Genomic DNA, 12,639 nt, shown 5'->3' with positions numbered 1-12,639 from the left:
CAGGGGCTCACGACTTCGGTGTCAATACGGGTTTCCATTCTCGGAGCGGTGTAACCGCGGTCACCCGCGGTCCCACCACCTTGCACAGCGGCGTCCAGAGGAGAACTCCCCCCGTGGCAACACCCACCTCCACCGTGCCCGCGAAGGCCGGCCCCTCCAAGAAGGGCATCTTCGCGGCGAGCTTCATCGGCACGTCGATCGAGTGGTACGACTACTACATCTTCGGCACCGCCGCCGCGCTGGTGTTCGGGAGCGTCTTCTACCCCGAGTTCGACCCGACGGCCGGCACCATCGCCGCGTTCGCCACCTTCGCCGTGGGCTTCATCGCCCGCCCGCTCGGCGCCGCGGTCATCGGCCACTTCGGCGACCGGATCGGCCGCAAGTCGATGCTGGTGCTCACCCTGCTGCTCACCGGTGGGGCGACCTTCCTCATCGGTGTGCTGCCGACCTACGCGGCGATCGGCGTCGGCGCGCCGCTGCTGCTGGTCGCGCTGCGGCTGATCCAGGGCTTCGGCGTGGGCGGTGAGTGGGGCGGTGCGGTGCTCATCGCGACCGAGCACGCCAGCCCCCGTCGCCGCGCCGTCTACGGCAGCTTCGCCCAGTTCGGCGTCCCGGTCGGCGTGCTGACCTCCAACCTCGCGTTCCTCGCCGTCTCCGGCATGGACAACGAGGACTTCCTCGCCTGGGGCTGGCGGATCCCGTTCCTCATCAGCATCGCGCTGGTGGTCGTCGGCTTCGTCGTCCGCAGCAAGCTGGAGGACGCCCCGGAGTTCCAGCAGGTCAAGGAGAAGAAGCAGGTCAGCAAGATCCCGGTCGCCGAGCTGGTCAAGCGCCAGCCGCGCACGCTGGTGCTGGGCAGCCTGGCCTCCATCGCCCCGCCGGCGGTGGGCTACACGGTGATCGTCTACATGCTGACCTACGGCACCACCGTCGTCGGCTTCGACCGGACCACCCTGCTGTGGCTGATCCTCGCCTCGACCGCGGTGTGGATCGCCACGATCGTGGTGTCCGCGCTGCTGTCGGACCGCTTCGGCTCCAAGAAGGTCTTCGCGGTCGGCGCGCTGACCGCCGTCCTCTGGCCGCTGCCGATGTTCGCCCTCGTCAACACCGGCAGCTCCGCCGCGGCGCTGTTCGCGTTCGTCGTCGCGGCGATCGTGCAGGGCATCATGGCCGGCGCCCAGGGCGGCCTGTTCACCGAGATCTTCGAGGTGAAGACCCGCTACAGCGGCATCTCGATCGCCTACCAGCTCGGCGGCATGATCGGCGGCGCGGTCACCCCGATCGTGGCCACCGCCCTGTACGGCTCCTACGAGTCCTCGACCCCCATCGCCATCTACGTGGCGGCGCTGTCGCTGGTCAGCCTCGTGGCCGTGCTCGGCATCCGGCCGGTGCCCAAGGCGCAGCAGGCCGACGCCGACCGGCTCGGGACGGCGGCCGCGACCGCCGGCTGAGCCGCGGCGCGACCCACCACGGCGCGCCGGCCGGGACTCCTCGTCCCGGCCGGCGCGCCGTCGTCGTCGCCGGGCCCTCCTGCGGGGGGAGCTCCCCGGGCGGGCCGGGGCCGGGCTCCCGGCCGGGGGGTAGCGTGATCGCCCGGCAGTGGGCCGGTGTCGACGGGCGGGACGAGGCAGTGGTGCGCAGCGAGGTGGCGCCGGCCGGCGCGGTGTGGCCGGCGGACGCCGGGGACGACCCGGTGCTCCGCGCGCTCGTCGAGGTCTCCGCGGACGGGCTGGTGCTGGTCGACGGCGCCGGCCGCCTGCTGGGCCTCAACGCCGCCGCCGCGCAGATCCTCGGCCGCCCCGCGGCCGACCTGGTCGGCACGGCCACCCCGTTCGAGCCCACCACCGGCGACCCGGACGCCCAGGACCGGCGGACGGCGAGCTGGCCGGTGCCCGGGCACAGCCGCCGCGAGCTGGAGTACCGCGTGCTCCCGGTGGACTCCTCCCGCTGGGCCGTGTGGTTCGGCGACGTCACCGACACCGTCCGCCAGCAGGAGCGGCTGACCGCGATCACCCGGGCGGCGGCCAGCGTGGCCGACGCCTACTCCCTGCCGGCCACCCTCGACGCGGTCGCCCGCGAGATCGCCATGACCGCGTCGATCGCCGCCGTCCAGATCCTCGCGCTCGACGACCCCCGCGAGGACCTCCGGCTGCTGGGCATGGCCGGGTTCGGCGACGTCGTCGACTTCGCGGAGAAGCTCGCCGCCTGCCGCCGGCTGGGCGCCCGGGTGCTGTTCATGGAGGCGCTGGAGGGCCGCCAGCCGGTCGTCAGCCTGCACCGCAAGCCGGTGATCATGGCCGACCCGCTGTGGGCGCCGCTGCACGAGATCATGGACGTCCCCGACTGGGACAGCTTCGTCTCGATGCCCCTGGTGGTGCGCGGCCGGACGCTGGGGATCATCAACGCCTACTACTCGCCGGGGGAGGACCCCGGCCCCAGCTCGCTGGCGTTCCTCGAGGCCATGGCCGACTCCGCCGCCGTGGCCATCGAGACCGCGGCGCTGCTGACCCAGACCCGCTCCCGCGCGCAGAGCGACGAGCGCCGCCGGCTGGCCCGGGACCTGCACGACTCGGTGGTCCAGCAGGTGTTCTCCATGCGCATGCAGGCCGAGGCGCTGCGCGCCCACCTCGCCACCGCCGACGCCGACCCGGCGACCGTGCGCAGCGGCGCGGAGGAGCTCGCCGAGCTGTCGGCCAGTGCGCTGGCCGACCTGCGCGGGCTGGTGTTCGAGCTGCGGCCGCTGGACCTCGCCGAGAACGGCCTGGTCGAGGCCATCCGCGCGCACGCCGCCGGCGTGGAGGCGCGCACCGGGCTGGCGGTCGAGGTGCACGCCGACGACGACCTGGAGCTCGACGTCGACGTCGACGTGCAGGAGGACCTCTACCGGATCGTCCAGGAGGCGCTGCACAACGTGGTGAAGCACGCCCGGGCCACCGAGGCCGACATCCGCGTGGACCGGCCCGGCGGCGGGGTGCGGGTCGAGGTCACCGACGACGGCTGCGGCGGCACGCCCGACCCCGCGCCGGCGCCCGACGCCGGTGACCGGCCCCGCGGCCGCCTGGGCCTGGTGTCGATGCGCGAGCGCGCCGAGCGGTGGGGCGGGCAGCTGGCGGCCGGGCCCCGGCCGTTCGGCGGCTGGCGGGTGCAGGTGACGCTGCCCGCGCCGGGCGCCCGGGGGAGGGCGGGCCGGTGAGCGGCGAGGCGATCGGCGTCCTGCTCGTCGACGACCACGCGATCGTGCGCCGCGGGGTGCAGGCCTACGTGGCCAGCGTGCCCACGCTCACGGTCCTGGGGGAGGCGTCCGACGGCCAGCAGGCCGTCGAGCTGCTGCACCAGTGGCAGACCACCGGCGAGCCGATGCCCGAGGTCGTCCTCATGGACCTGCAGATGCCGCGCATGGACGGCGTGGCCGCCACCGCCGCGATCGCCCGCGCCCACCCGGGCATCCGGGTGGTCATCCTCACGAGCTTCGGCGAGGTCGAGCGCGTGCACGCCGCCCTGGCCGCCGGGGCGGCCGGCTACGTGCTCAAGGACGCCGACCCCGCCGAGGTGGCGACGGCGATCACCGCGGCCGCCGCCGGCGAGGTGCACCTGGACTCCGCGGTGGCCCGGCAGCTGGCCCGCCGGATGGCCGCCCCCCAGGCCGGGCTCACCTCCCTCACCGCCCGGGAGCGGGAGATCCTGGCGCTGGTCGCGCAGGGCCACTCCAACCGCGACATCGCCGACGAGCTGGTGATCAGCGAGCGCACCGCGCGCACCCACGTGAGCAACGTGCTGAGCAAGCTGCAGCTGTCCAGCCGCACCCAGGCCGCGCTGCTGGCGATCCGCGAGGGGCTCATCCCCCCGCCCGCCTGACCTGCGCGGACGCCGACGTCCGGAGGCGGGACGAGGCGTAGGACACATGACGTAGCCGGGACCTGCCGAGTCGGTCGCCCCGAAGCTGTCATCGAGCCGATCCGCCGGACACCGGCGATCCTTAGCGTCAGTGTGTGTGCGGTCACCCCTGGGGGCCCGCCGCCGGGGTGCGCGTCCCGGTGCCCGGCCCCCGGCCGGGCGGCCCGGCGCCGCACCCCCGATCCACCCTCTCGAGTCAAGGAGTCCGCGATGGCAGCCAACCCCATCGTCATGAACGGCTGGTACATCGGCGCCTGGTCCGACGAGGTCAGCCGCACGCTGATGCAGCGCTGGATCTGTGGCCGCCCGGTGTGCTTCTACCGGCTGTCCGACGGCAGCGCGAACGCCATCGAGGACCGCTGCCCGCACCGCCGCTACCCGCTGTCGCTGGGTCAGCTGGACGACGACGTCATCACCTGCAACTACCACGGCTACAAGATCGACGGCTCCGGCCAGTGCGTGGGCGTCGCGGAGCAGCCCGACATGCCCAAGGGCGCCACGGTGCACCGCTTCCCGGTCGTCGAGCGCTACGGCATCGTGTGGATCTGGCCGGGTGACCCCGACAAGGCCGACCCGGACGACATCCCGGACGTCTCCTGGCTCGAGGACCCGAACTGGACCCACGTGCAGGGCTCGGTCGGCCTCAAGGGCCGCCAGGTGCTGCTGGTGGAGAACCTGCTCGACCTGACCCACGAGACGTTCCTGCACCCGACCTCCATCGGCAACGCCGCGGTCGCCGCCACCCCGATCGACGTGATCGGCGAGGGCAACAAGGTCTCCTTCGTCCGGCACATGATCGACATCGAGGCCCCGCCCTTCTACCAGTCGTCGATGGGCGTGACCACGAACATCGACCGCTGGCAGGACGGCGACTTCTACGCGCCGGGCATCTTCATCCTCAACATCCGGATCGCCCCGACCGGCACCGAGGAGCCCGAGGGCTTCCACATGAAGGTCATCTACGGCATGACCCCGGAGACCGAGACCACCACGCACGACTTCTTCGCCCTGGGCCGCGACTACAAGATCGACGACCAGGAGCTCTCGGACTTCCAGCTCAAGCAGCAGCTGGCGGTCATGAAGGAGGACGTCGACGCCCTCGAGATCCAGGAGAAGATGGTCGCCACCGACCCGGGCATGATCGAGTCCTCGATCCGCTCCGACGTCGCCGGCATCCGCGGCCGCCGCCTGCTGGAGAAGATGGCCAAGGCCGAGGCCGCCGCGCGCGGCGAGGTCCCGGCCCGCCCGGCGCGCCCCGCCCGTCCGGCCGCCGCGGCCCAGCCGGAGCCGGCGGGTCAGGCATGAGCACGTTCGTCCTCGTCCACGGGGCCTGGCACGGGGGCTGGTGCTGGGACCGCGTCGCGCCGCTGCTGCGTGCGGCCGGCCACGAGGTGCACGCCCCCACGCTGACCGGCCTGTCCGAGCGCTCCCACCTGCTCTCCCCGCTGGTCGGGCTGGACACCCACGTCGAGGACGTCGTCCGGCTGATCGACACCTTCGGCCTGCGCGACGTCGTCCTGGTCGGGCACAGCTACGCCGGCCAGATCGTCACCGCGGTCGCCGACCGGCGGCCCGACGCGATCGCCAAGCGGGTCTACCTCGACGCCTTCGTCGGCTCCGACGGCGAGGCCGCCCGCGACCTGCTGCCCGAGCAGGTGGAGCACCACTGGGCGGAGTCGGCCGCGGAGCAGGGCTTCGGCTGGCTGGTGCCGGTCCGCAAGCTGTCCGTCCTCGGCGTGACCGAACAGGCCGACGTCGACTGGCTGACGCCCAAGCTCACGCCGCACCCGTGGAAGACCTACCTCGACCGGCTCGACCTCACCGGCGCCGTGGACACCGTCCCGGCCGCGTTCGTCGAGTGCGTGACCTGGATGCGGGTCTTCCAGGCCCAGGCCGAGCGTGCCCGCGAGCGCGGCTGGCCGGTGCACGAGCTCGACACCGGTCACGAGGCGATGGTCACCGCCCCCAAGGCGCTGGCCGACGTCCTGCTCGAGCTCGCCCGCTGACCACCACACGACAGGAGACCACCGTGGAGTTCCTCGTCCGCGCCGAGAACCTGCTGCCCCCGGACACCCCGGCGGAGCGGCGGGCGGAGCTGCGCTCCGGAGAGCGGGCCCGCGCCATGGAGCTGCGGGAGGCCGGCGTCCTCAAGCGGCTGTGGCGGGTCCCGGGCCGCACCGGGTGGATCGGGCTCTTCGAGGCCCCCGACCCGGCCGCCCTGCACGACGCGCTGGTGTCGCTGCCGATGTCCCCGTGGCTGGACGTGCACGTCGAGGCGCTGGCCCAGCACCCCCAGGAGCGCTGATGACCGCCTCCACCTCGCGGCAGCTGCGCATCACCTTCCGCCAGTACGACGGTGAGATGCTCGGGACGTGCTGGTGCGGTCGCACCAAGACCAGCGCCCACCCGCGGCCGCTGTGGGAGTGGCTGGACGACCACGAGCACCTCGGCGGCGACGAACAGGAGGTGACCGATGAGCACTGACACCCCCGTCGGCAGGTTCGACCTGCCGGGGACCCCGGTCTTCGACGGCCAGACCAGCCGGCGCGGCTTCCGCATGAACAAGCTGTTCATGAGCCTGCGCTCGGCGGAGGCCCGGGAGCGGTTCCTCGCCGACGAGGCCGCCTACTGCGACGAGTTCCGGCTGAGCCCGGAGCAGAAGCAGGCCGTGCTCGCCCGCGACTGGCAGGCGATGATCGACCTGGGCGGCAGCATCTTCTACGTGTACAAGCTGGCCATGATGGACGGCCGGTCGATGCAGTACCTGGGTGGTGTCTTCAGCGGCATGACCGAGGAGGAGTTCGTGGCGGCGATGCGTGCGGGAGGACGGCGGGATGGCTGAGGTGATCTGGGGCCTGGCGACGTCGCACGTCCCGTCGATCGGGGCGGCGATGGACCGCGGCAAGACCGAGGACCCGAACTGGAAGGGCCTGTTCGACGGCTACGCCCCGGCGCGGGAGTGGCTGGCCGAGCACCAGCCCGATGTCGCGATCGTGATCTACAACGACCACGCCAACGGCATCGACCTCGACATCGTCCCCACGTTCGGCATCGGCACCGCCGAGCGCTACGAGGTGGCCGACGAGGGCTTCGGCAAGCGCCCGGTGCCCGACGTCGTCGGTGACCCCGAGCTGTCGCTGCACCTGCTCGAGAGCCTGGTGGACGACGGCTTCGACCTCACCGTGTTCCAGGAGCTCGACGTCGACCACGGGTTCACCGTGCCGCTGTCGGTCTGGACGCCGGACCCGGGCGAGGCCTGGCCGTGCCCGGTGATCCCCCTGCTGGTCAACGTCATCCAGTACCCGCAGCCGACCGCGGCCCGCTGCTACGCCCTCGGGCAGGCCCTGGGCCGGGCGATCCGCAGCTACCCGAAGGACGTCAAGGTCGCCGTGCTGGGCACCGGCGGGATGTCCCACCAGCTGGCCGGGTCGCGGGCGGGCTTCATCAACCCCGACTTCGACCACATGTTCCTCGAGGCCATCGAGAAGGACCCGGCCAAGCTGACGACGCTGTCCCGCCAGGACTACATCCGCGAGGCCGGCTCCGAGGGCATCGAGATGATCATGTGGCTGATCATGCGCGGGGCGATGAACGAGCAGGTGACGAAGGTGCACTCGCACTACTTCGTGCCGGCGTCCAACACCGCCGCGGCGATCGCGCTGTTCGACAACCGGGTGCCCCAGCCGGCCTGAACCGGCACCCGTGGACCGACGGGCCGTACCGCTCCTCCGTCGAGCGGTACGGCCCGTCGGCGTCCCAGGGGCCGGTCACCAGTCGACGCCGGCCCGTTCGGTGCCGGTGCGGAGCAGGCCGCCCCGGTCCACCCGGTAGGTGTTCATGACGGTCAGCCGCGGGCTGTAGACGTGCACGCTCAGCGCGGGCTCGGCACCGGTGTTGGTCACCCGGTGCACGTGGTGGGCGCCGAACGGGCGCACCCGGCCGGCCGAGAGCCGGGTGGCGTCCGGGAGCGCGCCCACCTCCTCGTCCAGCGTGCCGCGGACGACGGCGAACGCGCCGGCCGAGCCGCCGTGGTCGTGCAGGCCGGTGCCCTGGCCGGGCAGCCAGGAGAGCAGCCAGACCTGCGCGGCGGCCAGTGCGGGGTGCAGCGAGGGGTCGAGGGCGTCGGCGGCCAGCGCCGGGTCGAGCAGGTGGGTCCACCGGCTCTCGGCGCGGTACTCCACCAGCGCCGACCAGCGGTGCTCGGCGGCGGCGAGGGCCGCGGCCAGCGCGGCGGCCCCGGTGCGGCGGCGGGTGGGGTCGGCGTCCGGACGGCGGGCAGGGGACAGCAGGGATCGGGTCACGAGGGTCCTTCGGAGAGTGCTGGGGGTGGGCGCGGGGATCAGCGGCGGCGACATCGCGCGCTGGACACGCGCAGCAGGTCCACGGCGACGCGGCGGGTGAGCCTCACCGCGCGCCCCGCGACAGGTCCACGTCAGCCGCGCCGCGCGGTCCGGGCGGCGTCGACCTGCGGGCGCGCCGCGGCCAGCCAGGCGTCCAGCGGTGCGGGGTCGTCCCAGGTCTTCTCCAGCAGGTACAGCCCGCGGGTCGGCGTGGTGGCGCCGAGCTCGACGAGGACCGGCTTGAGCAGCAGCTCGGGTGCCAGCGCGTGGGTGGGCCCGCCGCCCAGCATCAGCGGGACGGCGACGACGCCCGCGAGGTCGCCGGTGCCGATCTGGTCGAGGAACAGCTTGAGCAGGCCGGTGTAGGTGGCCTTGTAGGTGGGGCTGGCGACGACGGCGACCTCGGCCTCGCGCACCGCGGCGACCGCCTCGGCCACGGCCGGGTCGCCCCAGGCGAGCAGCCCGGCACCCAGGTCGACGACGTCGACGACGAGGTCCGGCGGGGCGTCGGTCAGCCGCTCGACGACCAGCTCGGCGGCGGAGCGGGTGCGGGAGCGGGGCTTGGGGTTGCCGACGACGGCGACGGTGGTCATGCCGCGGCCGCGTCGCGCTTCGCGACCTCCTCGCGGACCAGCGGGAGCACGTACCGGCCGACGTCGATGGCGTCGCCGAGCAGGTCGTAGCCGCGCATCGAGATGATGTCGACGCCGAGGCCGACGTAGTCCAGCAGCGCCTGGGCCACCGTCTCGGGGGTGCCGACCAGCGCGTTGGAGTTGCCCGCACCGCCGGTTGCCCGCGCGGTCGGCGTCCACAGTGCGCGGTCGAACCGCTCACCGCGGGCGGCGATCTCCAGCAGCCGCTGCGAGCCGGTGTTCTCGGGGCCGGTCAGCGGGTGCCGGCGCGAGATCGGCTGCCGCCCACCGGCGGTGCGGGCGGTGATCCGGTCGACGGTGCGGTACGCCTTCTCCCAGGCCAGCTCCTCGGTGGGGGCGATGATCGGCCGGAAGGCCACCTGGATCCGCGGCATCGTCGTCCGCCCCGCCGCACGGGCCGCCGCGTGCACGCGCTCGATCTGCGCCGCGGTCTCGGCCAGGGGCTCGCCCCACAGCGCGAAGACGTCGGCCTCGGCGCCGCCGGCGGCGTAGGCGGCCTCCGACGAGCCACCGAAGGAGACGTCGGGGCGCGGCTGCTGCACGGGGAAGGTGTCGCTCACGAAGTCGGCGAACCGGTAGTGCTCGCCGTCCCAGTCGAACGGCTCGCGGGAGGTCCAGGCCTTCTTGACGATCTGGATGTACTCGCGGGTGCGGCCGTAGCGCTGGTCCTTGGTCAGGTAGTCGCCCTCGCGCTGCTGCTCGGCGTCGGTGCCGCCGGTGATGAAGTGCACGGTCAGCCGGCCGTCGCCGATCTGGTCGAGCGTGGCGAAGGTCTTGGCGGCGAAGGTCGGGTAGCTGACGTTGGGCCGGTGGGCGAGCAGCACCTGCAGGCGCTCGGTGTGCGAGAGCAGGTACGCGGCGGCGGCCGAGGGCTCGGGGGCGCCGGAGCCGTAGGCGAACAGCACGCGGTCCCACCCCCAGTCCTCGTGGGCGCGGCCCAGGCGCAGCGTGAACTCCTTGTCGAAGCTCGCGCCGGAGCGGGGGGTGGTCTCGGAACCGTCGTTGGTGGCGGCGATGCCCAGGAACTCGATCGGCATGGTGGTCCTCACGTGGCGGGGCGGCCGCGCGCTGGACGCGGCCGGGGGAGGGATCGGGAGGGCGCCGTCAGGGACAGGTGGCCGACCAGACCCGCCCGAGGTCGACGTGGACCCGCCGGACCAGCCGCGGGGCGGCTGCGGGGGCGGTCGACAGGCTGGGCACGGGGATATCTCTACCATCTCGATCGGGTTTGACGGGAAAGCGGGTGCCGTGTCACGCTCCCGGCAGGTCAAGAGTGCCAGCGACAAGCCCCGGCTCGCTGGCCGGCAACCCTTCCTCCGCGATGGGGTGCCCCGGGTGACGACCTGGCGGGTGTGCCGACCGGCGCCCGCAAGCGCGGACCCCGTACCCGGGTCCCCGAACCGAGGAGCCCTGCGTGACCGGCGCCGTCCTGTCCCGTCCCGTCCTCCCCGCCGCCCCGGAGCGGCCGCTGCTGCCGGTCGTCGGCGCCGACACCGAGGTGCCGCTGGTGCCCACCGGGCGGGCCCCGTACGCCGATCTGGACACCGCGGCGAGCACCCCCGCGCTGGTCGCGGTCGCCGACCGGGTGGCCGAGACGTTGCCGCTGTACGCCAGCGTGCACCGCGGCGCGGGCTACCTCTCGCAGGTCTCGACAGCCCTGTACGAGTCCGCGCGTGACACCGTCGCCCGCTTCGTCGGCGCGCGGCCGGACGACGTCTGCGTGCTCACCCGCAACACCACCGACGCGCTCAACCTGCTGGCCGCCTCGGTCCCGGCGGGGGAGCGGGTGCTGGTGCTCGACTGCGAGCACCACGCCGACCTCCTGCCCTGGCAGCGCCGGGGGAACACCACCGTGCTCCCCACCCGGTCCACGGTCACCGCGACGCTGCGGGAGCTGGCCGCCGAGCTCGCCGCGCAGCGCCACGCCCTCGTGGCGGTCACCGGGGCGTCCAACGTCACCGGCGAGGCGCTGCCGCTGGCGGACGTCGTCGAGCTGGCGCACGCCGCCGGTGCGCGCGTGGTCGTGGACGGCGCCCAGCTGGTGCCGCACCGCCGGTTCTCCCTCGCCGCGTCCGGCGCGGACTACGTCGCACTGTCGGGACACAAGCTCTACGCGCCCTACGGCACCGGGGCGCTGGTCGGCCGGCGGGACTGGCTGGACACCGCCCCCGCCCACCTGGCCGGTGGCGGTGCGGTGCACGAGGTCACCGTCGAGGCGACGCGGTGGGCCGCGGCGCCGCACCGGCACGAGGGCGGGTCGCCCAACGTGCTCGGCGCGGTCGCGCTGGCCGCGGCCTGCGACGCGCTGACGGAGCTGCCCGAGGGTGCCGTGGAGGAGCACGAGCTGGCGCTGCGGGCCCGGCTGGAGGCCGGCCTCGACGCGCTCCCCGGCGTGCGGCGGCTGCGCATCTGGCCGGACTCGGCGACGCCCACCGGGGTCGTGTCGTTCACCGTCGAGGGCGCCGACCCGGGCCTGGTCGCCGCCGTCCTCTCGGCCGAGCACGGCGTCGGCGTCCGGGACGGCCGGTTCTGCGCCCACCCGCTGCTCCAGCGGCTCGGCGTGCCCGAGGGTGCCCTGCGCGCCAGCGTCGGCGTCGCCACCACGGCGGCCGACGTCGACCGGCTGCTCGCCGGCCTCGCCGCCTTCCTGGGCCGCGGGCCGGCGGTGCGCTACGCGGTACGCGAGGGCCGGTGGCAGCCGGCCGAGGACCCGCGGCCCCTGGCCGGGCTGGCCGGCGCCGACCTGCGCGCCGTCGCCCGGGGCGCAGGCTGCGGCGGGGCGGCGCGGTGACCGGCTCAGCCGGGCAGGACGACGGTGCGCAGCTCGTGGGCGCCGTCGGCGCGGTTGGCCTCGTAGAACCAGCGGGCGCCGCCGCCGGGCAGGGCCACCGCGTCGGCGTAGCGCAGGCCGCCCGGGGCGTGCGGGCTCTGCAGCAGCGGCCCGCCGGGGGCGGCGCGGAACCGCCCGTCGCCGTCGGCGTGCGCGAGGCCGGTGCGCTCCTCCCAGTTCTCCGCCGCGGTGGCGCGGCCGTCGTACAGCGCCCAGCTGCGGTCGCCGTCCAGCACGACGGCGGCGAACCGCACCCCGCGGGCGTCCCAGCTGCCCGGCGTGCCGGCCAGGGCGGTGCCCTGCCAGCTCCAGTCGACGCCGTCGTCGCTGGTGGCGTGCTCGGTGGTCATGCGGTCGGTGGCGTCCGGATCGTCGAGCGGGTGGACGCTGGCCCACAGGTGCCACCGGCGTCCGTCGTGCCGCAGGACCGGGTCCTTCACGGCCTCGGCGTCGCTGCCCGGCAGCACGGTGCGCGGGGTCGCCGTCGCCAGCTCCTCGACGGTGCCGGCCTCCAGCAGGTCGACCCGCCAGTGCTTGGTCCCCGGCGTCGCGCAGCTGACGTAGAGCCGCCAGCGGCCCTCGGGCGTGTGCACCAGCGCCGGACGCTCCAGCGACTCGGCCCCGAACGCGTCCTTGCCCACGCCCACGACCGGGGTGAACCGCACCCCGTCGTCCGAGCGGGCGACGACGTTGGCGAAACCACGGCCCTCGCCCACCGGCCGCCGCAGCCGGTAGGCCAGCCACCACGTCCCGTCGACCAGCTGGGCCGACGGACCGCCGGCCCACGAGCCGGGGCGGGGGTCCTCCGGGGCCAGCACCACCTCGGCGTCGGCCCAGAACCGGTGCGGGTCGGGGAGGGGGACGGCGTTGTCGGGCACGCGGCGGCTCCGGTCTCGGGCGAGGGGGACGCCGCTCAGTGTGC

General features: G+C 74.4%; 14 protein-coding genes and 1 riboswitch. Of the genes, 10 read left to right on the top strand and 4 right to left on the bottom strand.

Annotation, left to right across the window (positions count from 1 at the left end; genetic code table 11):
* Positions 1-113 precede the first annotated feature (113 nt).
* The 9 genes from ACI78Q_RS11405 to ACI78Q_RS11365 all read left to right on the top strand — a co-directional run bounded on the left by ACI78Q_RS11405 (position 114) and on the right by ACI78Q_RS11365 (position 7,586).
* The gene (locus ACI78Q_RS11405; protein WP_456923480.1) at positions 114-1,451 is read left to right on the top strand and encodes an MFS transporter; all 1,338 of its coding nucleotides are present in this window, start codon (positions 114-116) and stop codon (positions 1,449-1,451) included.
* Positions 1,452-1,585: 134 nt separating this feature from the next.
* Complete coding sequence (locus ACI78Q_RS11400; RefSeq protein ID WP_456923479.1) at positions 1,586-3,193, top strand: histidine kinase; 1,608 nt, start codon at positions 1,586-1,588, stop codon at positions 3,191-3,193.
* On the top strand, positions 3,190-3,855 hold the full coding sequence (locus tag ACI78Q_RS11395; RefSeq protein ID WP_456923478.1) for a response regulator: 666 nt from the start codon (positions 3,190-3,192) through the stop codon (positions 3,853-3,855). The genes ACI78Q_RS11400 and ACI78Q_RS11395 overlap by 4 nt, the downstream gene beginning before the upstream one ends.
* Positions 3,856-4,104: 249 nt before the next feature.
* Positions 4,105-5,199 (top strand): Rieske 2Fe-2S domain-containing protein, encoded by a 1,095-nt coding sequence (locus ACI78Q_RS11390; protein WP_456923477.1) that lies wholly within the window; start codon positions 4,105-4,107, stop codon positions 5,197-5,199.
* On the top strand, positions 5,196-5,900 hold the full coding sequence (locus ACI78Q_RS11385) for an alpha/beta hydrolase (RefSeq protein ID WP_456923476.1): 705 nt from the start codon (positions 5,196-5,198) through the stop codon (positions 5,898-5,900). Before ACI78Q_RS11390 ends, ACI78Q_RS11385 begins: the two co-directional genes overlap by 4 nt.
* A 23-nt stretch (positions 5,901-5,923) precedes the next feature.
* The gene (locus ACI78Q_RS11380) at positions 5,924-6,199 is read left to right on the top strand and encodes a muconolactone Delta-isomerase family protein (protein WP_456923475.1); all 276 of its coding nucleotides are present in this window, start codon (positions 5,924-5,926) and stop codon (positions 6,197-6,199) included.
* On the top strand, positions 6,199-6,378 hold the full coding sequence (locus ACI78Q_RS11375; RefSeq protein ID WP_456923474.1) for a hypothetical protein: 180 nt from the start codon (positions 6,199-6,201) through the stop codon (positions 6,376-6,378). Before ACI78Q_RS11380 ends, ACI78Q_RS11375 begins: the two co-directional genes overlap by 1 nt.
* Entirely contained in the window at positions 6,368-6,736 is a 369-nt protein-coding gene (gene ligA, locus ACI78Q_RS11370; protein ID WP_456923473.1) for a protocatechuate 4,5-dioxygenase subunit alpha, read from the top strand. The genes ACI78Q_RS11375 and ligA overlap by 11 nt, the downstream gene beginning before the upstream one ends.
* Positions 6,729-7,586, top strand: coding sequence for a class III extradiol dioxygenase subunit beta (locus ACI78Q_RS11365; RefSeq protein ID WP_456923472.1), 858 nt, complete (start codon positions 6,729-6,731; stop codon positions 7,584-7,586). The genes ligA and ACI78Q_RS11365 overlap by 8 nt, the downstream gene beginning before the upstream one ends.
* Positions 7,587-7,661: 75 nt before the next feature.
* Here ACI78Q_RS11365 and ACI78Q_RS11360 read toward each other — a convergent pair whose 3' ends face one another.
* The 3 genes from ACI78Q_RS11360 to ACI78Q_RS11350 form a co-directional block, all read right to left on the bottom strand.
* On the bottom strand, positions 7,662-8,195 hold the full coding sequence (locus tag ACI78Q_RS11360) for a cysteine dioxygenase (protein ID WP_456923471.1): 534 nt from the start codon (positions 8,193-8,195) through the stop codon (positions 7,662-7,664).
* A gap of 131 nt (positions 8,196-8,326) precedes the next feature.
* A complete protein-coding gene (locus ACI78Q_RS11355; RefSeq protein ID WP_456923470.1) occupies positions 8,327-8,827 on the bottom strand; it encodes an NADPH-dependent FMN reductase in 501 nt (166 codons plus the stop codon).
* Positions 8,824-9,924, bottom strand: a complete 1,101-nt coding sequence (locus ACI78Q_RS11350; RefSeq protein WP_456923469.1) for an LLM class flavin-dependent oxidoreductase — start codon at positions 9,922-9,924, stop codon at positions 8,824-8,826. Before ACI78Q_RS11350 ends, ACI78Q_RS11355 begins: the two co-directional genes overlap by 4 nt.
* Before the next feature lie 228 nt (positions 9,925-10,152).
* A riboswitch (SAM riboswitch) is annotated at positions 10,153-10,268 on the top strand.
* Between the two features lie 33 nt (positions 10,269-10,301).
* Between ACI78Q_RS11350 and ACI78Q_RS11345 the strand changes: the two genes are divergently transcribed.
* Positions 10,302-11,678 (top strand): aminotransferase class V-fold PLP-dependent enzyme, encoded by a 1,377-nt coding sequence (locus ACI78Q_RS11345; protein WP_456923468.1) that lies wholly within the window; start codon positions 10,302-10,304, stop codon positions 11,676-11,678.
* Positions 11,679-11,683: 5 nt separating this feature from the next.
* Here the strand turns inward: ACI78Q_RS11345 and ACI78Q_RS11340 are convergent, their stop codons facing one another.
* Positions 11,684-12,595 (bottom strand): hypothetical protein, encoded by a 912-nt coding sequence (locus ACI78Q_RS11340; RefSeq protein ID WP_456923467.1) that lies wholly within the window; start codon positions 12,593-12,595, stop codon positions 11,684-11,686.
* Positions 12,596-12,639: the final 44 nt, after the last annotated feature.

This window comes from Geodermatophilus sp. SYSU D00705 (genome assembly GCF_054050135.1).
The sequence above is the reverse complement of the archived record's forward strand: the minus strand, read 5'-3'. Positions and strand labels throughout refer to the sequence as shown.